Below are 23,842 nucleotides of genomic sequence, written 5' to 3' on the forward strand. Positions count from 1 at the left end.
CGGTCCGCCTCCCGCGGCGCGACGGCGGCTACGACGCGCCGGAATCCGGATCCGGCTTGTCGTCGGCATCCGTCAACGCGGCGATCTTGCGTTGCAGGACGGACCGTTCGCGGGCGTTCCCGCACAGCAGCACGGCGCGTTCGAGTTCGGCGCGGGCTTCGTCGGCCCGTCCGAGGCGGGTGAGCAGTTCGCCGCGAACGCCTGGCAAGAGGTGCGAGTTCGGCAGGGCGTCCCGCTCGACGAGGGCGTCGACAAGCGGCAGCGCGGCGGCCGGCCCTTGCGCCATCGAAACCGCCACGGCGCGGTTGAGGTCGACGACGGGCGAGGGCGCGAACGTGCCGAGGGCTTCGTAGAGCAGGACGATGCGGTCCCAGTCCGTGTCGTCGACGGAGGGGGCGAGGGCGTGGCATTCGGCGATGGCGGCCTGCACTCCGTAGGCGCCGAGTCCGCGGCCGACCTTCTCGGCCCGGGTCAGCGCCGCCCGGCCGCGGCGGATGGCGGCGCGGTCCCAGCGGCGCCGGTCCTGGTGTTCGAGCAGGACGGGCTCGCCGTCCGCTCCGGTGCGGGCCGGGAAACGCGCCGCGGTCAGCTCCAACAGCGCGAGCAGGCCATGCACTTCGGGCTCGTCCGGCATCAACCGGCTCAGCACCCGCGCCAAACGCTGGGCTTCACCGGCCAGGTCGAAGCGGATGAGGTCGCGGCCCGACGTGGGCGACGACCCCTCCGTGAAGATCAGGTACACGACGCTCAGCACCGAACCGAGCCGTTCCGCACGCTCGTCGGCGGCGGGCACCCGGAACGGCACACCGGCCGCGCCCAGCGCCTTCTTGGCACGGGTGATCCGCGCCTGCACGGTGGCCGTCGGGACGAGGAAGCCGCGGGCGATCTCGTCGCTGGTCAGACCGCCGACCACGCGCAGCGTGAGCGCCACCCGCGCTTCGCGCGGCAGCACGGGATGGCAGGACACGAACATCAGCGCGAGGACGTCGTCGTCGATCTGGTCCGGATCCCACAGCACGTCGTCGGCGGCGCCCGCCGGATCGCCGGGCGCCGCACCGGCGGCCGCGCCGCCCTCGCCCAAGTCGCGGGCCAGGACGGCGTACCGCTCGTCACGGGTGGCACGGCGCCGGAACGCGTCGATCGCCCGCCGACGGCCGACCGCGAGCAGCCAGCCGGCGGGGTTGCGGGGCACCCCCTCGCGCGGCCAGGTCACCAAGGCCTCGGCGAGCGCCTCCTGGGCGACGTCTTCAGCCAGGGGGAAGTCGCCGGTGTAGCGGGCGAGCGCGCCGACGATCCGGGCCGATTCGATCCGCCATACCGCGGCGACGGCCTCACGGTCGGCGCGCCCCTCCGCGACCGGCCCGCTCAGAGCTGGCCCGTGGCCTCGCGCCACTCCCGCTCCTTCTTGATCCATTCGTTGTCCTGCGGAAACTCGTCGATCGTGGTCACCCGACGGATCTCGGCCTTGAAGCCGGCCCCGATCGAGGGGGCCCGCTTCGCCCACTCCACGGCTTCTTCCTTGGAGGCGACGTTGAGGATATAGAACCCGCCGAACAGCTCCTTGGTCTCGCCGTAAGGGCCGTCCGTGACCACCGGCGGTTCGGACGCGTAATCGACCACGACACCGTCCGCGGCATTGTCGAGCCCCTCGGCGGCCAGCAGCACCCCGGCCCGGATCATCTCGTCGTTGAACCGGCCGATCCGCTCGAGCATGGTCTCGAAGTCGACCTCGCCCATCGCCGCGTAACCCTCGTCGGTCGCGCGCATGATCAGCATGAACTTCATGGGGCTCGTCTCCCTGGTTCGTCGGGCCCGTCTTCCCGGACCCTCTCACCCATAGGTCGAACGGGGCCGCGCGTGATCGACAGGTCCGCGGAACTTCTTCGAAATTTTTTTGGCGAGGGGGTGGAGGCCGGTCGCAGAGGGGCGAGCGGGAACGCGGTGGCGGTCTGGGGGTAGGCGAGGGCGAGTTGTGGGGGTTCTGGAGGCGGTCCCGGTGCGGAGGTGAGGTCCGGGGCACAGGCAGCGTGCGACGACTTGAGCGTGGGAGCGCACGCCCGGCGCGAGGGCGCGCGTACCAGGCGCGCGAGCGGGCTTGCCCGGCTGCGGGGGCAACGCGCAGCTCGACGGCGGCGCACAAAGGGGCGGGAACAGGCCGACGGCGAAGGTCCAGGCCGGCCGCAGGCCCTGCGGGCGGAGCGCGGGTCAGGCGTCCGCGAGCGCCGGCCTCGCGGGGGCGCCCGCCCGACGCCGGGACAGGCCCGGGGCGGCTCGCAGGCCGGGCGCAAGTCGGAGGCAGGGCCAGTTCGAGTGTCCGAGGACGGACTGGCCGCGGGCGATTACGGGGCGGGCGCTCGCCGCCCACCGACGGACTCCCCCGTGCGTGTGCGCCGGCAGCCGCCCCAAAGCGTTTGCGTGCCTACGGCCAGAGCCGGGGACGCACACCACGTAACCACGAAGTCACATTAAGTAAAAGGATCGCGCCCTGAGCCGGAGCCGCCGCGGGCGCGAGCCGTAGGCGGCTGACGCTGCGCGAGGAACGCGCAGCGCGCGCAGGCCTGCCACCGGATAGCCGACATGCCGTGACGGCGTGAACGACCAGTGCGACAGAGCTGCCGTGGGCGCGAGCCGTGGGCGACTGACGCTGTGCGAGCAACGAGCAACGCGCGGCGCCCCGAGGCCTGCCGCCGGATCTCCGGCACTCCGTGACGGCGTGAACAACCGGTGCGCAAGCCGGAGCGCGGGCGGACTTGCAAGCCGGGGCGAGGACGCGTTGCGGTCGGAGAGCTCTGGCAGGCGGAACGTCGAGCGCTGGGGCCGTAGCCGCCTGAGTCCTTCGGGCTCATCGCGGCCGGCAGGGGCTGTTCGCGGCTGCCGCGTCCGGGACGGCAGCGCGGGCCGACCCGCGGATCGACCCCGGGCGCGGGCGATGGCCGGCGAAGTCACGCGTGCGGTGAGTGAGCACGAGTCCGCCCCGAGAAGACGCCGACGCGCCGCCCGGCACGGCGCGTGGGGGCGGCTGGATGGCGTGGGTGTGTCCGGTTGGTGACAGGGAGATTTCGTGTGGAGCCGATCACGTTTCCCTGTTGCCGTGCGTCGGACCCACACGGAAGAATCGACTTAGCGCCCTGGTGATCTTTGCGGGTCGTGCCGCGCGAGTTCGCGGTGCGCCCGCCTCTGTTTTTGCCTGCGCGTCAAATACCGGCTGACGGCGGTCTGCTCCCCACGGCCCGCCCCCGGACCGAAGGAGCGCCGTGACCAACGCCGCCATCGCCTCAGCCGTCGCAGCCACCCCGATCCGGCCCACCCGCCGCACGTCCGCCATGAGACCGGTCGCCGATTCGGTCCGGACGATCGATCCGGAGTCGTGGCGTTCGTCCGACGTTCCGCTGCTGCGGGACCCCCGGGCCTTGGTCACCCGCCTCCACGAACTGCACGGCCCCACCCCCGGCACCGCGGTCGTCGCGGTGCTCGACGCCACCGGGCGGCCGGTCGCCAGCGCGTCGTTCGCGATGGACGGCGGCACGGGACCGGTCGACGGGTGGCAGTGCCGCAATACGATTCTGGCCACCTTGCGCCTGATCGTCCCGGACGACCTGCGGCGGCCCGCCCCGGTGCGGACCACCGTGCTGCTGCTCTGCCGCGACGGCCGCCGCGCCTGGGAAGCGGACGACGGCCGGTGGATGTGGGGCTTGCGCGACGCTTGCGCGCTCCACGGGCTGCGCGGCGGCGCCGTCGTGGTGCTCGCCGAGGACGGCTGGGAGGTCGTCGGCGACGGCCGCTCCGGCCGCACCCCGGCCTCCGTGCCGCGGGTCGCGCTCCTCCCCACGCGGCGCAGCGGCGGCAAGGGCAAAGCGAAGACGGAGACGAAGCCGAAGCGGCGGGCCGCGACCGCACAGCGACCGCGACCGCGCGTTGCGCCGGAACCGGCGGAGCGGACGGTGGCACGGGTGGGGCCGAAGATCGAGCCCCGGACCGAACCGCAGGTCGAGCCGGGGACGCGGACGAAGTCGGCGGGCCACGAGGTCCCGGTGGAGTTGCCGGTGGCGGCTCCCGGACGAGGCGTCGGAGTTCCGGAGCGTACGGAAGTTCCGGCGGCGGCAGCGGCTTTCGGAGGGTACGCGGAGGGGCCGCCGGGTCCGGGCGAGCGCGACTACGCGGCACCGGTGCGGTATTTGACGGACGCGGGAGCGACAGGGGCGGGGTTGCGCTGCTCCTGAGCCTGCGAGCCGACCGCACGCGGGCCCGACGAGCCAAGAGACGACGAGCCACGAGACAGAGCGCCGTGCGCGACCTCGGCCCCGGCTACCCGGCAGCGCCGGGAAATCCGCATCGCGAACGGTGTTGTGACCCGAATCTCGTTGCCGCCTGCGGTATCTGACTATGCGTCAGTTATGCACGGCGAAACCGATGGCCGGCACCACAAACACCGCCCGCGACGCACAGCGTTCGACGGCTGTCGGCCCGGCCACCGCAGAAACCTTCCGGCTGACCCGCGGCAGGCCGACTCGAAAGGTGACTCACGCAGCGCCGGGCCGATGCCGATCGACCGTCCCGGATCGCGGCAGTGCCATGGAGCCCAGGCCGAAGAACCGCCGTGCGGATCACCGACGGGCGCCCCGGCACGGACCTGGAAGGCAGCCGACGAGATCGCGGCGCGAAGGCAAACCTGCGCCCACCCGGCCCACCGCCGACCGCCCCGCAGAGACCCCCCGCCGGCCCACGGCGTTCACGCGCCTGGGGCCACCGAAACCGCCCCGGCACCCCGGCCGCCGTTGCCGCCGATCGCCCCCACACGCCGTCCGCCCTGCCGCCCGTCCCGGACCCCGCCCAACCCCGCGCCACCGCAAGGTCGTTGACGGCCCCCTGAGGCGCTCAGGGCCGTCCGGAGTGTCCCTGGGACGCGAGCCAGTCCGCGAGGTCGCTGGTGACGCTCAGGGCGTGTTCCTGGACCATCTCCGGGGCGTGCAGGCGGCCCCGGAGATGCTGTTCGTGGAACGGCTTGATGCCGAGGACGAGTTTGCGGACGCCGAACAGGTTGCAATAGGCGTCGGAATCGCCGGACTCGTACGCCGCGTCCCACTCCTTGCGGTCGACGGGGTTCAAGACCGCGAAGGCATACCGGTTGAGGTAGTTCGCCAGCATGTCCACGACGGTGTTGCACGCGCGGTACTGCTGGAGCGACAACCGGTCTTCCTGGTCGCTGAGGAAACGGTCTAGCAGCTGGGCTATGGAGGGGGATTCGGACATAGAAGGGAACCGTAGCCCACTGGCTTCGGCCGAGAACGAGCCCGGTTGCCGGGCTACCGAAGGCGATTCCGACATGGGACCGAACCGTAGCCGACTTCCGGCGACCGTGTGTGCGTCGCGTGAGGGAACCGCCCCGACGGGTGGTCGTGCGCGAGGGCAGCACGGCATGACCCGGCCGGCCCCGACATCGCGAAGCCGCGGAAACCGCACGCTGTGCCGGCGGCGCACGCCGCACGGAGCGGTCGAAGACAGGACGGAACGCCCGTTGCACCCTGCCGGGGAAGCCACCGCCGGCAAGGCGCGCGAACGCCACCGGCGGCATGACGGCGGAAAGAAACGCCGCGCACGCCACCGCACGCCCTCGCGGACCCGCCTCGGCCCGTCGTCGGGCCGGGGCGGGGTCCGGGTCAGAGTCCGGTGAGCGCCCGGACCTGGTCGAGGTCGCCGCACACGATGACCGCGGCGGTGCCGGAGCCGATCGCCGTGACGAGCGCGTCCGTGGAGCGCGCCGGATCCGCGAAGCCGTTCACCACCAGGACGACGGTGTCGCGGCGCAGCGGGCGGTCGCCGAGGGCGCGGGCGTAGAAGACGTCGTTGCCTTCGGTGTACTGGCGCCAGTACGGCTCACTGCCGAACGACTCCTCGTGCTGCTGCCACGGGTGTGCTTCGCCCGTGGTGAGCACCAGGATCGTGTCGGGTGCGGTGCCCTCGTCGAGCAGCCGGTCGACGGTCTCGTCGGCGACGTCGAGCGCGGTTTCCGGGGTGGCGGAGACCAGGCGGATGTCGGGTCCGGAGGACCGCTCCGGCTTGCGCGCGGCGGGGACCGCGGCGGGCTTGGCGGGCGCCGGTTCGGCGTCCGCGGCCGGCTGGGCCGGCCGGGGCGGGCCCGGCTTCGGGGCCGCCGGGCGCGGCGGTCCGGGCTTCGGGACCGATGCGTGGGCGGGGTTACGGGGTGCGGACGGCTTGGGTGCCGCGGACTTTGCTGTCGTCACCGGATTCGCAGTCGTGAGTTGGGGAACGCTGGGTTCGTCTGGTGTGGGCCCGGAGTGCCCGGAGGCGGAGATACGCGGGGACGCCCCGGACAGGTCGGCGTCCGGCTCCCCGGGAAACACACGCGGCATGGTCGCAGTCTTATCAAAGGCGGCCGGGGCGTGCACAGGCCGGGTCGGCATGAACGGTCGGCGGGTCGTCCGCTAGCGGCCCGGGACGGAGCCCCGGGCGGTGGCCCGGAGGGCGGCGGGCGGCGTTCCGGAGGTCTCCGGAATCGGCCGGCCCGGGTCGCCCCGCTCGGCGGGGAACTCGCCGTCGCGCCAACGGAATCCACGCCGGCCGGGCACCGGCGGCGGGGTCCGGGGACGCGCCGTGGCGGCCGGAACGGCAGGGCGCTACCGCGTCATTCGTCCACCACCACTCCGTATTCGGTCACCAGCGCGGCGAGGCCTTCCGCGTAGCCTTGGCCGACCGCCCGCAGCCGCCACTGGTCACCGCGACGGTACACCTCGGTGAGGATCATCACGGTCTCCTCCCCGCCGGTGAGCCGGAAATCGGCCAGTCGGCGCCGTGTGACAGGGTCGACGATACCGACGGCGACGGGCACTTGGGCGAAGGCGGTGCCGGATCCGGCGTCGAGGGCGAGCGCGACGACGACCCGGACGCGGCCTTCCGGCAGCCGGGTGACGTCGATGTCGACGGAATCCGAACCGGGTTTGCCGTCCTGCAGTTTGCCTGCCAGGCGAACCGCGCCGCTGGGGTGCACGGGCTGGTTGTAGAACACCAGGTCTTCGTCGGCGCCCACGCGCCGGTCGTCGTCGAGCACGAGCACGATGACGTCGGCGTCGACTTCGGTCGGCCCCCACCAGGCGGCCTCGACGCGCAGGGCGCCGGTGAAGGTGCCGAGCCGGTCCATGGTGACGGCCTGGCCGCGTTGCAGCGACCGCGGCTCGTCCGCGGGAGCGGAAGCGGGGGCGGCGGCCGGGGTGGCGGCGGCACCGGAAACGGCAGCCGAGGCCGCGGCGCCCACGACGACTGCGGGCCCACCGCCGAGGGACCGGTCGCGTCCCGGCCGTGCGGGCCGATCCGCGGGCCGCGGCGGAACCTGCGGGGCCGGCAACGCCTCCGTGGGCGGCGGTGTCTGCGGAACGGGCGGCGCCATCACGGCAGTGCCTTCGGTCGGCGCCACGACGGTGGTGCCCTCGGTCGGCGGCACCGGCAGGGTCCCCGACGGGACCGGCAGCGCGGTCGTGGCCGCCGGGACGCCGAACTCCGTGGCGGAGGTGCGGGGCGGGTCCTTCGGCACCGGGGGAACGGTTCCGGTGCCCGGTCCGGACCGGTCGGCGACCCGCGGTACTTCGGTGCCCGTGGTCGGCGGCGGTTCGGTGGGCCTGGCCGGAATCGGCGGCCCGGTCGGCGGCGGCACCGTCGGCCGTTCCGGGAGCGGCTCGGGATGCCGGTCGACCACGCGCTCCGGGGCGGCCTTCCCGCCGGGGACGCCACCCGGGGGCGTCGCCGGCCCCGCGGGCTTGTCGGCGCCGCCGGGGCCGACCGAGCTGAGCGCGGCGGTCACCGCCGGGGGCGGCGGGGGCGGGATCGGCGGGAGGGCCTCGGTGCCGGGCGCGGTCTCCGCGACGGTCTCGTCGCCGGTCGAGTCCAGCGGTCCGGAGTCGTCCGACAGGGGCGAGCCGGGGCCGCCGGCCGGGAGGCCCGCGGGTCCGCCGAGGGCCCCGGACGGCGGGGTGCTGCCGGGCCGGGGCATGAGGAAGCCGCTGGTCGTGCGCCGCGCGGGGGCTCCCCCGGCGACGGCCGCCCCGGCGCCCGCCAGGACGCCGGCCGCGGCGACCCGCGACGCGGCGTCCGCGGCCGATCCGCGTTCGCGTTCCAGGTCGGCGAGGAGGGCGAGGAACACCGGCTCGATGAGCACCCGGATGCCGCGCTGCCGGGCCCAGAAGGTGCGGTCGGCGGACTCGTCGGGGTCGGCCACGACCAGCACGTCCACGCGGTCGTGGATGCCGGACGCGATCTCCAGCCGGGCCCGCGCCATCCGCTGGTCGAGTTCCGAGCGGGACACCGCCAGGTAGCCGTGGAAGAGCACGTGCTGGCCGGGCAGCAGCGCGCGGCCGCGTGCCAGGATCGGCGCCGCGTGGTGCTCGGTCGCGGTGTCGCGGGCCATGCCGATGATGTCGTCGAGGGCGATGCGCGGGATGCCGAGCTGGGCGGCGACGCGGGTGAGGTCGGCGCGTTCCTCGCGGTCGATGACCGGGCCCGCGGCGACCATCGACGCGGCGAGGGTCGTGACGTAGAGCCGGTCGAGGTCCTTGCGCTGTGCCTCGGAAATGCCGAGCGAGACCGCGAGTTCGGCGAGGTCGGCGGCTTCCTCGGGGGTGATCACGCGGTCTTCGAGCGCCGCGTCCAAGACCGCCAGGTAGCTGTCCGGGCCCTCGCCCACGCCGGTCGGCGGGCCGAACGCGCGGGCTTTCTCCAAGTACGACACCGCGACCCGGCGGCGGGCCTGCTCGGCCTCCTCGCGGGCGCGGCGGGCGTCGTGCGCGTCGTCGCGGGTGAACGCGCGGGCCTGGTCGGCCTTGCGGCGCGGCCAGTTGAGCGAGGCGGCGACGGTGCGGGCCTGCTGCCAGTGCCGCGCCTCCCCGGCGCCCTGTTCGAGGTAGTAGGCGAGGAGCCGTGCGGTGCCCATGGCCTTGGCGCCCGCGCCGTAGCCGGAGTCGACCGGGACGCTGGCCGTCTCGCAGCACGCGACGAGAGTGAAGCGCGGCGCTTCGGGCACGTACTCGGGTGCCTCGCGCATCGTGCACAGCATGGTGAGCGGCGGTACGGACGGGTGGCGGCGGCGCTGGAATTCGCGTTCCAGAAAGCCCAGCTCGAAGCGCGCGTTGTGGGCGACGACGACACGTTGGCGCAGCATGCCGGCGAGCCACGGGGCGACGTCGGAGAAGGCGGGGGCCTCGACGATGTCGTCGTCGAACAGCCCGTGCGTCTGGAAGTCGCCAACCGGGCCGTCGGGGTTGAGCAGGGTGGTGAAGAAGTCCGTGACCTGACCGTCCGGGTCGCAGAGCGCGACCGCTATCTCGACGATGCGGTGGCGGTGCGGCGAAAGGCCCGTGGTCTCGACGCCCACGACGGCGTAGCCCGGGCATTGCAGGCGGTCCCCCAGGCGCACGGTCAGCCCCCAATGCTGGTCGGCCGGGTCCGGGGCGGTGCGGCGCGCCTCGGGACGGCGTGGGACGGGTTTCCCATCGACCCCTCAGCCCGGGGAATTACCCGTCGGTGGTGGTGCGCACGCCGGGGCGGCGGCGCGCGGGTGAAACCGAACTGTACGACGGATCACCCTCACCCCGCCGGGCCTCGGCGCGCCGATCGGCTTTCCGCGGGCCGAAATCCCCGTGGCGGCCTGGGCGCCGGGCGCACCGAAACGGCATTCTCACCCGGACGCCGGTCTTCCGTGTCACCCGATCGAGGAAGCCGCCCGGGGCGGTCTGCCCGCGGAAGCGCACCGGGGGCGGACGCGACGGAGTCCGGTCCGGCGCGGCGTGCGCCGTGCCGGACCGGACTCCGGGATGCGGGGGATACCTGGCGGTGCGGTGCGGAACCCGCGTCAGGACGAGCTGGCGGACGGCTGCGGGGTGCCGACCTTGATGCCGTCGCGCACGGTGTCGAGCACGCCCTTGCTCGGCGCCTTCGGGTCGTGGTCGACGCCGACGAAGATGACCGGGTACGCGTCGTCGCCGTCGTACTCGAACTTGTTGTCGATGATGATGAACTCGAGCGTCGCGGTACGCGCCGGCGAGCCCTTGTTCTCCTCGACTTCGTAGACCAGGACCTGGGCGTTCTTGCCGTCGATCTTGGTCTTGTCCTCGCGGACGGTCTTGGTGACCTTGAAGTCGTCGCCGTTCTTGATCTGGCCCTGCATCCGGCTGACCGCGCCGTCGAAGCTCTTGCCCGGGACGTACGCGACCTCGGCCTCGCCCAGGTAGCAGTCGCTGGAGCTGTCGCTGTCGCTGTCGCTGGAGTCCGGCGACGGACCGTCGGACGGGTCGGACGACGCGCTGCCGCTCTCGTCCGAGCAGGCGACCTTGTCCTTGGTCTGGTGCGCGGGACGGTCCTTGTCGGTGTCCTTGTCCCAGCCCTTGATGAACGGGATGGTGACGCCGGTGGTGGTGTCCGTCAGCGTGCCGTCCGTCGCGACACTGGACTTGTCGTCCTTGCCGCCGAGCGTGAACACCAGGACGGCGACCAAGCCGCCGACCACGAGCAGCGCGACAAGGCCGATGATCAGGTTGCGGTTCTTGCGGCTCCCGCCGGCGGCGGGCGGGTACGAGCCGTACTGCGGCGGGTACGGCGCCTGCCCGGGCCCGGCCAGGCCGCCCGGCCCGTTCGCCGGCCCGAACCCGGGCTGGCCCATGGGGCCGGCGGGCCCGACAGGCCCGGAGGACGGGCCTCCGGGGGCGGGCGGAACGCCCGGCGCGTCGGCCCGCGGGCGGGAGGATTCGGTCCACTGGGTCCCGTCCCACCAGCGTTCCATTCCGGGCGCGGAGGGATCGTCGTACCAGCCGGGAGGTATCGAGGCAGTCACCGGGGCAACCTACCGCCCGCCTCGTACACGGTGGGAGCGGTCCCCTCCACCCTACGCCGAACCGTGCCCGATATAGGGGTGGTTGCGGGGGAATGACGGTGCGGATCGAGACACGGTCGTCACCCGCGGCGCGCCGGCGGGGGGCGCGCAGCGGATACCGGGCTACTGACGAGACGTCAGAAACGGTCGGGCGGAAGGGGCACGACGTCAGAAGTCGAGCGCGGTCTGCCCGGCGTCTTCGAGCGGCGTGCGGAACTTCTTGAGGTGCCGCCACTGCGGCAGGTCGTCGAGGAAGGCCCACGACATGCGGTGGAACGGTGTCGGGCCGAACTCTTCGAGGGCCCTGCGGTGCGTCGGCGAGGGGTAGCCGGCGTTGTCGCAGAACGCGAATGCGGGGTGGCCGGTGCCGAGTTCGGCCATGAGGCCGTCGCGGTAGACCTTGGCCAGGACGGATGCGGCGGCGACGCCGATGCAGGCCTGGTCGCCCTTGACGACGGTGCGGACGGTCCACGGTTCGCCGAGGAAGTCGTGGCTGCCGTCGAGGACGACCGCGTCGGGCCGCACCGGGAGTGCTTCGAGGGCGCGGACGGCGGCGAGGCGCAGTGCGGCGGTCATGCCGAGTTCGTCGATTTCCTCGGGGGACGCGGCGCCGAACGCGTAGGCGGTGGCCCAGGCCTCCAGTTCGGGGACGAGGGCTTCGCGGCGCGGTGCGGTGAGGAGCTTGGAGTCGGTGAGGCCGGCGGGCGGCGGGGTCGCGGCGGACACCGCGGCACCGACGACGACGGGGCCGGCCCATGCGCCGCGGCCTACTTCGTCGACCCCGGCGACGACGCGCGCGCCCGCGGCGATCAGTTCGCGCTCGACGACGTCAGTGGGACCGGACGGGCGCTTGGCGGGCTTCTTCGCGGTCTTCTTGGCGGCTGTCTTCGCCGCCGTCTTCCGGGTGCCGGCGGCGGTGGTCCGCTTGGCGGGGGCCTTCTTGGCCGGGGCTTTGGCGGCTGCCTGCGCGGCGGGGGCGTCCGGGATGTCCGCGACCGGGGTCGCGGCGTCGCCGGTGCGCGGTTTCGCGACCTTGGGGGCGGCAGTCGGAGCGGGGGCGGGCTGCCGCGGCTGCGGGGGGACGGTCACGGCTTCAGGCTATCGCGGGGCGCGGGGTGGTCCGTCCCGGCCGCTCAGCGGTGGCCCACCGCGGTCTCGCGTTCCTGGGCGGCGGCGAAGCTGACCGGCATGCGGACTTCGTAGTAGGAGGAGACGCCGGCGTCGCGGATGGCGGTGCGGAGGGTGCGGGCGCCGTCGGGGCCGGCGAGGGCTTTCGCGGCGAGGGCGGCGAGGTCGAGGGAGCTGCCGTCGTGGGCGGTGACGTCGTCCTGGCCGGACCAGGTGGTCTTCCAGCGGGCGCGGCCCGCGTCGACCCAGGCGCAGGCGAGGAGCGCGCCGAGCGCGGCGGCGGTGGGGCTGTCCGGGCCGGTGTCCGCGCTGGAGGCGGTGGCACCGGGGGGCCGGTGCTCCTGGGCGATGCGCTCGCCCTTGCCTTCGACGAGGAGGCCGAGGACGCCGCCGAGGGTGACGGGCATTTCGGCGCCCGCGTGGCGGGCGGCGGGCGCCAGGCGGGAGGCGCGGTAGGCGGCGCGGTAGCCGCTGACCTGGCGCAGGAACGCCTCGCGGTCGAGGGCCGTGAGGCGGTCGAGCGCGGCGAACGCGCCCGCGGGGGCGATGCCGTCGTCGTCGCAGGCGAGCAGGTAGGCGTACAGGTGGGCGGCGACGCGGCGGGGCTCGTCGAAGCCGAGGGTGATGCCGTCGGTGCCGCCGCGGAGTGCGACCTTGGCGTCCAGGGGGCGGGCGCGCAGCCGGTCGGCGCGGACGGCGAGCGGGTGCGGCGGGTCGCCGGCCGGGAGTTCGGCGAGGTCGCGGGCGCGGACCGGGTCGGCGAGCAGGGCGCGGAAGTCGCCGAGCGGGTCGGCGGGCAGGCAGCCGGACGCCATTCCGGCGTGCACGTAGCCGCGGCGGTACCACTGCCAGGCGGTGCGCAGGCGGCGGAGCGCGTCGAGGCCGTCGGCGACGGCGCCGGTGCCGTAGACGCCCGCGGCGTAGCGGTCCTGGGTGCGCTGCTGGAGGTCGAGGACGGGCGCGCAGAGGCGGGTGTAGCGGGCGGCGAACTGCCGGGCGGCGTCGCCGAGGACGCCGCGCTGCCGGGCGGCGTCGGCAAGTCCGGTGACCATGTCGAGGCCGTGCAGCGCGAGTTGGTCGGGCAGCGGCGGGCGGCGCCGGCGGCGCGCGGCGAGGGCGGTGGCGACGACGGCGCGCAGTCGGGGTTCGGTGAGCGACGCGGGGACGCACGCGCCGAGCACGAGGTGGTGGTGCAGGGTGATGCCGGGGCGGCGGACGGCACGTAGTTCGGCGACGGTGCCGCCGGTCAGCACGATCCCGTCGGGTTCGGGGACGTCGAGTTCGCGGGCGGTGGCGCGCACGAGCGCCCACAGCCGGGGCTGGTCGCGGGCGGTGACGGAGATGCCGGACGGAAGGCGGCGCGGTCCGGCTATCTCCAGGACGAGCGCGGTGAGCGCGATGACGATCTCGGCGACCAGGACGGCTTGTCCGCTGGTGAACAGGCCGAAGCCGCGCACGGTGAGGCCGACGAGGAGCGCGGCGACGACGAACGGCAGCGCGATGGCGACGTAGAGGGCGGCGAGGACGCCGACGGCGGCGAACGCGCGCAGGCCGGCGGCGCTGCTGGTCGTGGGCTTGCCCGCGGCGGCCCCGGTGGTCGCGGGCTCGGTCGCGACGGGCTCGGCCGTCGCGGCCTCGGCCGTCATGCGGACGCTCCGCCGCTGTGGTCCGCCCCCGCGGCACTGTTGCGGCTTCCCTTGATCACGGCCCCTCCGCCCCCGCGACATCCGGCGCTGCCCGCGGCAGCCGGGCAGCCCTGCCAGGCCGCCGGGGACCACCCTATTGGCTCGGCGGGCCGGGGGTGCCGAGGCGGGGGAACGTCTCTTCAGACCGCGGCGGCGATCACCGGGTGCAGGGGTTCGAGGAGGCGGTGCGGCTTGCGCAGGGCGAGGCTGACCGGGTCGGTGCGCTTGTAGGCGTGGATGCCGGGGCCGGGGCGCATTTCGAGTTCGCCGGGCGGGGCGACCCGTCCGCATGCGGGGCACAGGCCGGTGCGGTCGACGACGGTGTCGCAGGGCACGTGCGCGAATTCGCGGACTGCGCCGGCCGCGGAGGGCACGTACTGGATGGCCCACTGGGCGAGGGCGTAGATGGCCGGCCACAGCGAGACGCCCATGTCGGTGAGGACGTATTCGTCGCGCGGCGGGGATTCCTGGTAGCGGCGGCGTTCCAGGACGCCGGCGTCGACGAGGGTGGCGAGCCGGGCGGTGAGGACGGCCCGCGGGATGTCCAGGTGGGCTTGGAAGTCGCTGAACCTGCGGACCCCGTAGAAGACGTCGCGCACGACGAGCAGGGTCCACCGCTCGCCGACGAGTTCGAGCGCGCGGGCGACCGCGCATTCCTGCCCCAGGTAGTCCTTGCCGAGTGCCATGCGCACCAGCGTACCGCGTGGGTTCACTGAATGAACCGAAGCTGCTAGGGTCACCCCCACTAAAGGTTCATTGAATGAACTTACGGGTGGCTCGTCACATCCGCACACCCGCCGAACGTCGTTCCTGCAGCCACCGCCGCCGACGCCTCCCGAAGGGGAACCCCCGATGCCGACCACGGCCGCACCCGCCGCCCGCACCGCGTCCGCCGCCCGCCCCACCACCGCCGCCGCCGCGTCCGCGCGCCGCCGCCCGCCCGGCGCGACCCTCGCCGTGGTCGTCGCGGGCACCCTCCTGGTCCTCATGACCTACACCGCGCCGCTCGCGGTCCTCCCCGACACCGTGCGCTATCTCGATACCGGGCCCACCGGGCCGGCCTGGATCCTCAGCAGCATCAGCCTCGGCCTGTCCGCGACCCAGCTCGCCGCCGGCAGCCTCGCCGACATCCTCGGCCGCCGCCGCGTCTTCGTCGCCGGAGCCGCCGGACTCGCCGTCGCATCCGCCGTCACCGCACTCGCCGGAAACCTCGCCCTGTTCGTCACCGGACGCGTCCTGCAAGGCGTCGCGGGCGCCGCCGTCCTCGCCGCCGGACTCGGCCTGGTCGGCCAGGTCTTCCCGGCCGGCGCCGCCCGCGTCCGGGCCACCGCCGCGGTCGGCGCGGCCATCGGCGGCGGCATCGCCGCCGGCCCGCTCGCCGCCGCCGGACTCACCCGCACCGCCGGACACTCCGCCCCCTACTGGGCGGGCACCGCCGCGGCCGTCCTCCTCGCCGGAGCCGCCGCCCTCGCCACCACCGATTCCCGTTCCCCCGTGCGCCGCCGCCTCGACCCCCTCGGCGCCCTCACCCTCGGCGGCGGCATCGGCACCCTGACCGCCGCCCTCGTCCAAGGCCGCCAGGGCTGGACCCAGACCGTCGTCTTCGTCCTCCTCGGCACCGCCGCCTTCCTCCTCGCCGCCTACGCCGCCACCGCACTGCGCGGCCGCGAACCGATGCTCGACCTGCGGCTCCTGCGCCGCCCGCGGTTCGCCCTGTCCATATTCGGGTCCGTCGTCACCGGCATCGCCGTCATCTCGCTCGCGTCCTACCTGCCCACCCTGTTCCAAGGCGTCCTCGGGCTGAGCCCGCTGCAGTCCGCCGCGCTCCTCGCCACCTGGTCCGGCACCTCCGTCGCCGCCGCCGTCCTCATCGGCCGCTTCTCCGCCGGAGTCCGCGCCCAGCGGCAGGTCGCCCTCGGACTCGCCGTCATCGCCGTCGGATTCCTCGCCCTCTACGGCATGGGCCCGCACACCTCCTGGACCCGCGTCGTGCCCGGCCTGTTCGTCGCCGGCATCGGCCTCGGCTTCCTCAACGCGTCCGGCACCCGCCTCGCCGTGGAGAGCGTCCCCGCCGACCGGGCCGCGATGGGCGCCGGCGCCGCCAACGCCGCCCGCTACACCGGCGCCTCCCTCGGCGGCGCCCTCGTCGTCGCCGTCGTCCAGTCCGCCGGCGGCCGCACCCCCGTCGACGCGCTCGCCGCGGGCGGCGACCGGGCGATCCTCGTCGCCGCCGCCCTCACCCTCCTCGGCGCCGCCATCACCTTCACCGTCCGAGGCGAACCCGCGCACACCCCCGCCGCCGCGGTCCGCGACCCGCACCGGCCCTGATCCGGACCGGCCGCACGCCCGCGCGGCCGGTCCCGCGCCCGCCCCGACCCGGTGACACACCGGGCCGGGGCGGGCGTCCGCACGCCGCCGAACACCCGCACGCGAGGGACCTCCGTCGGACCCCGGCGTCCCCGCACCGCGATACTGGGAGGTGAACAGCCGCCCAACGCAGCCCGTCGCTCCCGGCGACCGTGCCCGACGCCGCCGTCTGGAAGACTTCACCCACGTGACGACCGAAGCCGCGACGCCCCCCGCAGACCTGCCCGGCCGTGCGCCTCTGCCGAGGTCCACAAGCCGCTGGCGGACCCTCGCAATGGGCATAGCCGACCGGCCGTACTGGATCACCGCCGCACTCATCGGCCTGATCATCCTGCTGGACCTGTCCGGACCCGACTGGCCCGCCGCGATATTCCGCACCCGCCTCGTCCGCGAACACGGCGCCGTCCTGTGGAACAACCAGTGGTACGGCGGCCACCTGCTCCCCGGCTACAGCGTCCTCACCCCGGTCCTGTCGAGCGGCATCGGCACCCACACCCTCACCGCGCTGTCCTGCATCGCCTCCGCCTGGGCCTGGTCCCGGCTCGACATCGGCCGCAACGACTTCGCCCGCCGCGTCGGCGCCGTCTGGTTCGCCGTCATGGCCAGCATCGACTACCTGATCGGCCGCACCCCGTTCGCGCTCGGCGTCGCCGCCGGACTCCTCGCCCTCCTCGCCGCCCGCCGCGGCCGCAAAGTCCTCACCGGACTCGCCTCCCTCGTCTGCGGCCTCGCCAGCCCCCTCTCCGCCGCGTTCCTCCTCATGGCCGCCCTCGCCTGGGTGCCGCGCGAGAACGTGTGGAAGACCCGCTTCTGCTTCGCCCCCGCCGCCGCCGGACTCCTCGCCTCCCTCGCCTTCCCCAACGAAGGCATGTTCCCGTTCCCCTGGTGGCGGTTCTGGCCCATCATCGGCTTCGCCGCCGTCGGCCTGTGGCTGCTCCCCAAGGAACACAAGAGCGCCCGCCGCTTCCTGTGGCTGTACGCGGCCTCCGCCGTCGTCTTCTTCTTCGTCCCGACCGCCCTCGGCGGCAACCTCGCCCGCCTCGGCGAGATGATCGCCGGCCCCGTCATGGCCGTCGTCCTGCTCTCCCTGGGACGCCGCCGCCTCGTCCTCCTCCTCGCCGTGCCGCTCCTGGTCTGGGGCTTCCAGTCCGCGGCCATCGCCATCACCCACGACCGGCAGGACAGCAGGGGCGAAAAAGCCGAGTACTACACGGAACTCAACGCCTACCTCAAGCAGGCCAACCAGCCGCTCGGCCGCGTCGAAATCCCGTTCACCCGCGGCCACTGGGAAACCGTCTACGTCGCCGACAAGACACCCCTCGCCCGCGGCTGGGAACGCCAGCTCGACCGCTACTACAACGAAGTCCTCTACAAGCCGATCCTCACCGCCCCCGAATACCGGGCGTGGATCGACGACCTCGGCGTCCGCTTCGTCGCCCTCCCCGACGTGCCCATCGACAAGTCCGCCAAGCCCGAGGTCGACCTCATCAAGTCCGGCGTGCCCTGGCTCAAGCCCGTCTGGTCGAACAAGCACTGGACGGTCTGGGAAGTCCAGGACCCCAGACCGCTCCTCGAAGGCCCCGGCCGGCTCGTCAGCATGACGCCGTCCGAATTCACCTTCATCGCGGACTCCGCCGGCACCTTCCGCATCAAGGTCCACAACACGTTCTGGTTCGACGCCGACCGGCCCGGCGTGACGATCGCCCCGGACAAGGACAAGGAATGGACCGAGATCACCGTCAAGACGCCGGGACCGGTCACCATCAAGGCCGACCAGACCAAACTGCTGAAATGACCCGGGCGTAGCCCGAGCCCGTCAAGCCCGTCGGACCCGTCAGCCCCGGACCCGTCAGCCCCGGGCCTGCGGGTCCAAGCCGCCCTCCCACTTCGGCGCGGGCGGCTCCCACGCCCGGAACGCCGCCAGCAGACCCGCCGCATCGTCCGCCACCAGCAGCGTGTCCCGCATCCGCGGCTTGATGAACCCCGACGCCACCATCGCGTCCAGCGCACCCAGCAGCGGCTGCCAGAAGCCCTCCGCGTCCAGCACGCCGACCGGCTTCGCGTGGATCGCCAAGTGCTGCCACGTCCACACCTCGAACAGCTCCTCCAACGTGCCCGCACCACCCGGCAACGCCACGAAACCGTCCGCCAGCTCCGCCATCCGCGCCTTGCGCTCGTGCATGTCGGCGGTGACCTCCAGCCGGGTCAGCCCCAGATGCGCGACCTCCCGGTCCACCAGCGCCTTCGGCATCACCCCCACCACCTCGCCGCCCGCGGCCAACGCCCCGTCCGCGACCGCACCCATCAGACCGACATGCCCGCCCCCGTACACAATCCCGACACCCGCACGCGCCAACGACGCGCCCAGCTCCGTGGCCGCAGCCCGGAAACCCGCACCCTCACCCGACGCCGAACCCGCGAACACCGCTATCCGCACCGCGCACACCCTCCGAACCGACGACAACACACACCACGACACAGCACACCGACGACACAGCACACCAGCGACAAAGGCACCGCAACGGCCGTTTCCGGACGGCACACACCGACGACGACACCCACCGCGGCCCCTGCATTCTCCCAACCCCCGGACAAACACCGCGGCCCGGGGCGCAGCACCCGAACCACCACCACCCGACCCGCCCCGGACCGTCACCCCGAGTCAAGAAGACACCACAAGACCGGACGATCACTCCCCCGACATTGACGGGGCGACCCCACCGCACGGCAGAATGCCCGCGTGCCCCCCACCGAACGCCCAGCCTCGGACATCCCGTTCGAGCGGCTGTTCCCGCAGCTCGACGACTCCGGCCGCGAACGACTGATCGCCGCCGCGAGAGCCCTCGACCTGCGCCGGTCACTCGACGACCCGGCACGGTGGTTCTGGAACGAGCCCGACCCCGCCGACCCCCAGCCCGAGCCCGACGCCCAGCCCCACGTCCTCGGCACCGCGCTGCTCCTCTACGAATCCGACGGCGACTGGCTCGAACTCGGCCTCGACGTGTGGCACCAGAACGGCCACCTCGTCAGCGTCACCGCGACCGTCGAAGTCGCCTGCTGGTGCGAAGCCGACCACAACATGCACGCCGTCCAGCGCGCCGAATGGACCGCCGACAGCGGCCAAGCCCTCGTCGAAGCGTTCAACGCCGCCGCCCTGTCCGTCATCCGCCGCATCGACGGCCCCCGCGACCCGCGCGACCTCCGCACCCGCGCCGGCCTACCCAACCCGCCCGAACCCGTCCCCGACGACGAAACCGCCGCGGCCGTCGACGGCTACCACCCCGGCTGACCCCGCACGCCCGCCCGCATGCGACACACGGGCCCCACGTGCCAAATGTGCACACAGGCGTCCCGTCTGGAAAACTCGGCGCCCGTGAGGGAGCGCAGCGGGCGAACCAGCGGTGCGGCGCGGAAGCGCAGCAAGCGGACCGGCGACACGGGTGCGCTCCACGCGCACGCCGGGGCAGCGGCATGAGCACCACCGCCGACCCGCCCCACCGCATCCCCCGGCCCACGCCCGCCCTCGACGACGCCCCCCGCCTCCCCGGCGCCCGATGGCCCCGCCTGCGCGCCACCGCGATCTTCGTCGGCGACCGCCCCTACCTGGTCACCATCGGACTCGTCGCCCTCATCACCGCCACCGGACTCTCCGGACCCGACTGGCCCGCCCAGATGTTCCGCGCCTGGCTCGCCCGCGAACACGGCGCCCTCCTGTGGAACAACCAGTGGTACGGCGGCCATCTCCTCCCCGGCTACAGCGTCGTCACCCCCGCCCTCGCCGGCGGCGTCGGCACCCGCACCCTCACCGCCGCCTCCTGCATCGCCGCCGCCTGGGCCTGGAGCCGCCTTCGCGTCGGCCAACCCGGACTCCCCCGCCGAGTCGCCGCCATCTGGTTCGCCGCCATCATCAGCGTCGAATACCTCATCGGCCGCACCCCCTTCGTCCTCGGCGTCGCCGCAGCCCTCCTCGCCTTCCTCGCCGCCCGCAGCCGACACCCCCTGTGGACCGCATCCGCGGCACTCCTCACCGGCCTCGCCAGCCCCCTCGCCGCCGCATTCCTCCTCATGGCCGCCCTCGCCTGGGTCCCCCACGAACGCGTCTGGGCCACCCGCCTCGCCTTCACCCCCGCCATCGCCGGACTCGTCGCCCCCCTCGCCTTCCCCGGCGGCGGCGACTTCGGCTACCCCCTGTGGCGGCTCGGCGCCATCCTCGGCTTCGCCGCCGTCGGCCTCGCCCTCCTCCCACCCGGACACCGCACCGCCCGCCGCTTCCTGTGGCTCTACGCCGTCTCCGGCACCGTCCTCTACCTCGTCCCCAGCGCCGTCGGCGGCAACGTCGCCCGCCTCGGCGAAGTCATGGCCGGCCCCCTCGCCGCCGTCGTCCTGCTCTCCCTCGGCCGACGCCGCCTCGTCGCCCTGCTCGCCGTCCCCCTGCTCGCCTGGCAGCTCTCCTCCGCGAGCCTCGCCGTCGCCCACGACTTCCGCGACAGCGCCGCCGACACCAGCACGTACTACACCGGCATGCTCGGCTACCTCACCGCCCACAACCAGCCCGTCGGCCGCGTCGAAATCCCCTTCACCCGCGGCCACTGGGAAACCGTCTACGTCGCCGAACACATGCCGCTCGCCCGCGGCTGGGAACGCCAGCTCGACCGCGCCCGCAACGAACCCCTCTACGACCCCGACCTCACCCCCGAGCGCTACCACCAGTGGCTCCGCGACACCGGTGTCCGCTACGTCGCCCTCCCCGACGTCCCCCTCGACGAATCCGCCTACCGCGAATCCGCACTCCTCCGCGCCGGACAACCCTGGCTCGAACCCGTCTGGGCCGACAAACACTGGCGGATCTGGGAAGTCACCGACGCCGTCCCCCTCCTCGACGGACCCGGACAACTCACCGAACTCACCCCCTCCAGCTTCACCTTCACCGCCGACCGCCCCGGCGACTTCACCATCCGCATCCACCACACCGCATGGTTCACCACCGACCACCCCGGCACCCGCATCACCGCCGCACCCGACGGCTGGACCCGCATCACCGTCACCACCCCCGGCCGCGTCACCGTCACCGCAAAAGCCTCCGCGCTGCTGCCCTGACCCCGACCGAACCACCGCCCGACCCCGCCCGCGTTTGCGCGGGCCCGGCCCCGGTCCCCGGCCCGCGGCAGCGGCACGCACCCGTCCCCCGCCACGCCCCGGGATGTTAGGTTTTCCCGGGCGGCGCCCGCCCGCCCGCCACCACAACCGTCCGAAAGGCCCGGCCCGCGATGTCCGAGCAGCACAGCCACACCGGCCCCACCGGTGCCCGGATCTTCGTCATGGGCGAGCCCGTCGACGACTACCCCGAATTCGCCCCCGAAGCCGCCCGCGGAAAAACCCTCCGCATCACCGTCGTCGGCGAAGACGTGCTCCACCACCCCTGCTCCGAGATCACCGAATTCGGCACCGCCGAACTCGACACCCTCCTCGACGACATGTTCCACACCATGTACGTCGCCGAAGGCGTCGGACTCGCCGCCAACCAGGTCGACGTCGGCATCCGCCTCTTCGTCTACGACTGCACCGACGAAGACGGCAACCGGCACGTCGGACACATCCTCAACCCCGTGCTCGACGAACTCCCCGCCGCCGACCGCCACCTCGACGAAGCCGGCGAAGGCTGCCTCTCCGTCCCGGGCCCGCACAAAGACCTCGCCCGCCCCGACCACGCGATCGCCCGCGGCGTCGACAAGCACGGCAACCCGGTCGTCATCGAAGGCACCGGCTACTTCGCCCGCTGCCTCCAGCACGAAACCGACCACCTCAACGGCTACCTCTACATCGACCGGCTCTCCAAGCGCGACCGCAAGGACGCCCTCAAGAAGATGGAAGCCATGAAGGCCGACGTGTTCGCGCGACGCGACGAGAAGGCGGCACAGCTCGCCGGCTGAGCGTTTCCCGTTTCGCCATTGCGCCGTTCGCCGTTTCATCAGCCGGTGCCGGTGTCACCGACCCTTGCCGGACACCCCAACCCGTTAGCACACCGCACGGCCATTGCTCTCGCATGCGCCCGAGGCAGCATCCCCCGTCGTGGACATCGCCATGACCCTCCCGACCATGCTCCCCCACGGCCGCACCGAAGTGCTCGAATGGTGCCGCGGCATCGACGAAGGACCCTGGTCCAGCCTCGCCGTCCCCGAACGCGTCGCCTACACCAGCCACTCCATGACCGTCCAACTCGCCGCCGCCGCAGCACTCACCGAACGCGTCCGGCTCTGGACCACCATCGTCGTCCTGCCCTCCCACAACGCCGTCCGCATGGCCAAAGACCTCGCCTCCGTCGACCGCCTCTCCGACGGCCGCCTCACCGTCGGCGTCGGCGTCGGCGGCCGCGAACAGGACTACCGCGCCGTCGCCGCCCCCTTCGACCGCCGCTGGCAGCGCCTCGACGACCAGATCGCCACCATGCGCGCCACCTGGGCCGGCACCCCGCCCGAACCCGACCTCGACCCCGTCGGCCCCCCGCCCGTCCAACCCGACGGCCCGCCCCTCGTCTCCGGCGCCATCGGCCCCAAAGCCATGGCCCGCGCCGCCCACTGGGCCGCCGGCATCGACGACGGCACCTCCATCACCCGCCCCGACGCCGCCAACCTCGCCGACGTCGCCACCCGCGTCCGCGCCGCCTGGACCGAAGCCGGCCGCACCGACAAACCCCACCTGTCGACGAGCATCTGGTACGCCCTCGGCCCCGACGCCGAAACCCGCCTCCACACCTACGCCTTCGACTACCTCCGCATCTTCGGCGACGAACTCGCCACCGCCATGGCCGACTCCGCCACCATCCACACCCCCAAGGCCCTCCGCGAAGCCGTCGACACCGTCCGCGACGCCGGCTTCGACGAACTCTTCCTCGTCCCGACCACGACCGACCCGGCCGAACTGGACCGGACCCGCGAGGCGTTGGGGATCTGACCCGGGCCTCCGACACGTCTGATGTGCGGATGCCCCCGGCCGCCAGGCCGAGGGCATCCCACCCCCTGAAATCCCGAGAAATCGTCCCGCCAACCGCCGCTCCGCCAGAATGAACCCGTCCACAACACAATCGGGCCCCGCGATCAGAGGCACCGCGAATACTTGCCGGGAGCCCAACAGCTAGAAAAACAGCGGTGGATTCTCAGCGGCAGGGAACGGCTCGGGCGGTCGCTGCCATCCGTCGGTCGCCGAGGGAACTGATGCGGCGGCAAGGAGCGCAACAACGCGGCGTTCCGCGGTCCTGATCCGATGGCAGTTCACGCAGACGACCTCACATAGTCTGATCTCGGCCTCCACTTCGCCCCACGGACGGTTGCGCGCGATCAGCTGGGAAACGGCCGCCACCTTCTCGCCCGCGACGTGGTCCCAATCCATACCCCGCGCCCAAGTGTTCCACCCGCAGTCGGAACAACCCCGCGCAATTTTCATCGCGTCGCTCCGGTCCTGCATTTCTATGGTGCGGGCCCACGACGGCGGAAGGCGCTTCGCCTGCCGATTCTTGGCAGGTCGCTCGAAGGTCCGTCTGCGGTGGCACCGTGCGCACCGCACAACGCACTTCGCCAGTTCAGCCCGGATCCTGGATTCCGACACACATAGCTGGACCATTCTCGACAGGTTGCCGAGCTTCGTCGCCGGGTCGAGGTGATCCGGGTCGAGAGCCCGTACGTCCGAGTAGCCGCAGTCAACGCAGCCTGAGGCTTTCCACGCATCGACGATGGATTTCAGGCGGGCACGTGCACGCTTCAGGTCGTGGTTGGCACCCAACCTCGTACGCCTG

At 73.4% G+C, this 23,842-nt stretch carries 17 protein-coding genes and 1 pseudogene; 7 read left to right on the forward strand and 11 right to left on the reverse strand.

Annotation, left to right across the window (positions count from 1 at the left end):
• Positions 1 to 28: 28 nt before the first annotated feature.
• Complete coding sequence (locus ABEA93_RS11905) at positions 29 to 1,393, reverse strand: RNA polymerase sigma factor (protein ID WP_345675400.1); 1,365 nt, start codon at positions 1,391 to 1,393, stop codon at positions 29 to 31.
• Entirely contained in the window at positions 1,366 to 1,785 is a 420-nt protein-coding gene (locus ABEA93_RS11910) for a YciI family protein (RefSeq protein ID WP_345675401.1), read from the reverse strand. The genes ABEA93_RS11905 and ABEA93_RS11910 overlap by 28 nt, the downstream gene beginning before the upstream one ends.
• A 1,469-nt stretch (positions 1,786 to 3,254) precedes the next feature.
• On the opposite strand from ABEA93_RS11910, the pseudogene ABEA93_RS11915 reads away from it, so the two are divergent.
• Positions 3,255 to 3,896 (forward strand): annotated as a pseudogene (locus tag ABEA93_RS11915) (hypothetical protein); the annotation flags it as partial.
• 979 nt (positions 3,897 to 4,875) lie between these two features.
• On the opposite strand, the gene ABEA93_RS11920 reads toward ABEA93_RS11915, so the two are convergent.
• The 7 genes from ABEA93_RS11920 to ABEA93_RS11950 all read right to left on the reverse strand — a co-directional run bounded on the left by ABEA93_RS11920 (position 4,876) and on the right by ABEA93_RS11950 (position 14,372).
• Positions 4,876 to 5,250: a hypothetical protein gene (locus ABEA93_RS11920; RefSeq protein ID WP_345675403.1), complete on the reverse strand. Its 375-nt coding sequence runs from the start codon at positions 5,248 to 5,250 to the stop codon at positions 4,876 to 4,878.
• Between the two features lie 407 nt (positions 5,251 to 5,657).
• Positions 5,658 to 6,371 (reverse strand): hypothetical protein, encoded by a 714-nt coding sequence (locus ABEA93_RS11925; protein WP_345675404.1) that lies wholly within the window; start codon positions 6,369 to 6,371, stop codon positions 5,658 to 5,660.
• 272 nt (positions 6,372 to 6,643) lie between these two features.
• A complete protein-coding gene (locus ABEA93_RS11930) occupies positions 6,644 to 9,421 on the reverse strand; it encodes a TerD family protein (RefSeq protein WP_345675405.1) in 2,778 nt (925 codons plus the stop codon).
• Positions 9,422 to 9,856: 435 nt separating this feature from the next.
• The gene (locus ABEA93_RS11935) at positions 9,857 to 10,834 is read right to left on the reverse strand and encodes a DUF2510 domain-containing protein (protein WP_345675406.1); all 978 of its coding nucleotides are present in this window, start codon (positions 10,832 to 10,834) and stop codon (positions 9,857 to 9,859) included.
• 207 nt (positions 10,835 to 11,041) lie between these two features.
• Positions 11,042 to 11,686: a ribonuclease HII gene (locus ABEA93_RS11940; protein WP_345675522.1), complete on the reverse strand. Its 645-nt coding sequence runs from the start codon at positions 11,684 to 11,686 to the stop codon at positions 11,042 to 11,044.
• Between the two features lie 320 nt (positions 11,687 to 12,006).
• A complete protein-coding gene (locus ABEA93_RS11945) occupies positions 12,007 to 13,647 on the reverse strand; it encodes a hypothetical protein (protein WP_345675407.1) in 1,641 nt (546 codons plus the stop codon).
• Between the two features lie 179 nt (positions 13,648 to 13,826).
• Positions 13,827 to 14,372 carry a winged helix-turn-helix transcriptional regulator gene (locus ABEA93_RS11950; RefSeq protein ID WP_345675408.1) on the reverse strand — a complete coding sequence of 182 codons (546 nt, stop codon included), beginning with the start codon at positions 14,370 to 14,372 and terminating at the stop codon, positions 13,827 to 13,829.
• Positions 14,373 to 14,538: 166 nt separating this feature from the next.
• On the opposite strand from ABEA93_RS11950, the gene ABEA93_RS11955 reads away from it, so the two are divergent.
• Entirely contained in the window at positions 14,539 to 16,014 is a 1,476-nt protein-coding gene (locus tag ABEA93_RS11955) for an MFS transporter (RefSeq protein ID WP_345675409.1), read from the forward strand.
• Positions 16,015 to 16,327: 313 nt separating this feature from the next.
• Positions 16,328 to 17,848, forward strand: a complete 1,521-nt coding sequence (locus ABEA93_RS11960; RefSeq protein ID WP_345675410.1) for a hypothetical protein — start codon at positions 16,328 to 16,330, stop codon at positions 17,846 to 17,848.
• Between the two features lie 54 nt (positions 17,849 to 17,902).
• Here the strand turns inward: ABEA93_RS11960 and ABEA93_RS11965 are convergent, their stop codons facing one another.
• Positions 17,903 to 18,490 (reverse strand): LOG family protein, encoded by a 588-nt coding sequence (locus tag ABEA93_RS11965; protein ID WP_345675411.1) that lies wholly within the window; start codon positions 18,488 to 18,490, stop codon positions 17,903 to 17,905.
• A 303-nt stretch (positions 18,491 to 18,793) separates the two neighbouring features.
• Here ABEA93_RS11965 and ABEA93_RS11970 point away from each other — a divergent pair, with 303 nt between their 5' ends.
• From ABEA93_RS11970 to ABEA93_RS11985, 4 genes are all read left to right on the forward strand, one after another.
• The gene (locus ABEA93_RS11970; protein ID WP_345675412.1) at positions 18,794 to 19,342 is read left to right on the forward strand and encodes a hypothetical protein; all 549 of its coding nucleotides are present in this window, start codon (positions 18,794 to 18,796) and stop codon (positions 19,340 to 19,342) included.
• A gap of 182 nt (positions 19,343 to 19,524) precedes the next feature.
• Positions 19,525 to 21,150 carry a hypothetical protein gene (locus tag ABEA93_RS11975; protein WP_345675413.1) on the forward strand — a complete coding sequence of 542 codons (1,626 nt, stop codon included), beginning with the start codon at positions 19,525 to 19,527 and terminating at the stop codon, positions 21,148 to 21,150.
• Positions 21,151 to 21,320: 170 nt separating this feature from the next.
• Positions 21,321 to 21,983: a peptide deformylase gene (def, locus tag ABEA93_RS11980; RefSeq protein WP_345675414.1), complete on the forward strand. Its 663-nt coding sequence runs from the start codon at positions 21,321 to 21,323 to the stop codon at positions 21,981 to 21,983.
• A gap of 139 nt (positions 21,984 to 22,122) precedes the next feature.
• Positions 22,123 to 23,004: an LLM class flavin-dependent oxidoreductase gene (locus ABEA93_RS11985; RefSeq protein ID WP_345675415.1), complete on the forward strand. Its 882-nt coding sequence runs from the start codon at positions 22,123 to 22,125 to the stop codon at positions 23,002 to 23,004.
• Positions 23,005 to 23,184: 180 nt separating this feature from the next.
• On the opposite strand, the gene ABEA93_RS11990 is transcribed toward ABEA93_RS11985, so the two are convergent.
• Entirely contained in the window at positions 23,185 to 23,829 is a 645-nt protein-coding gene (locus ABEA93_RS11990; protein WP_345675416.1) for a hypothetical protein, read from the reverse strand.
• Positions 23,830 to 23,842 lie beyond the last annotated feature (13 nt).

The sequence above is a fragment of the Yinghuangia aomiensis genome (assembly GCF_039542225.1).
In the GTDB taxonomy this organism is placed as follows: domain Bacteria; phylum Actinomycetota; class Actinomycetes; order Streptomycetales; family Streptomycetaceae; genus Yinghuangia; species Yinghuangia aomiensis.

Excerpts from the sequence above, each read along its gene's own strand:
- ABEA93_RS11910 (WP_345675401.1), bottom strand. The coding sequence starts at position 1,785 with ATGAAGTTCATGCTGATCATGCGCGCGACCGACGAGGGTTACGCGGCG.
- ABEA93_RS11920 (WP_345675403.1), bottom strand. The coding sequence starts at position 5,250 with ATGTCCGAATCCCCCTCCATAGCCCAGCTGCTAGACCGTTTCCTCAGC.
- ABEA93_RS11925 (WP_345675404.1), bottom strand. The coding sequence starts at position 6,371 with ATGCCGCGTGTGTTTCCCGGGGAGCCGGACGCCGACCTGTCCGGGGCG.
- ABEA93_RS11945 (WP_345675407.1), bottom strand. The coding sequence starts at position 13,647 with ATGACGGCCGAGGCCGCGACGGCCGAGCCCGTCGCGACCGAGCCCGCG.
- ABEA93_RS11950 (WP_345675408.1), bottom strand. The coding sequence starts at position 14,372 with ATGGCACTCGGCAAGGACTACCTGGGGCAGGAATGCGCGGTCGCCCGC.
- ABEA93_RS11955 (WP_345675409.1), top strand. The coding sequence starts at position 14,539 with ATGCCGACCACGGCCGCACCCGCCGCCCGCACCGCGTCCGCCGCCCGC.
- ABEA93_RS11960 (WP_345675410.1), top strand. The coding sequence starts at position 16,328 with ATGGGCATAGCCGACCGGCCGTACTGGATCACCGCCGCACTCATCGGC.
- ABEA93_RS11975 (WP_345675413.1), top strand. The coding sequence starts at position 19,525 with ATGAGCACCACCGCCGACCCGCCCCACCGCATCCCCCGGCCCACGCCC.
- def (WP_345675414.1), top strand. The coding sequence starts at position 21,321 with ATGTCCGAGCAGCACAGCCACACCGGCCCCACCGGTGCCCGGATCTTC.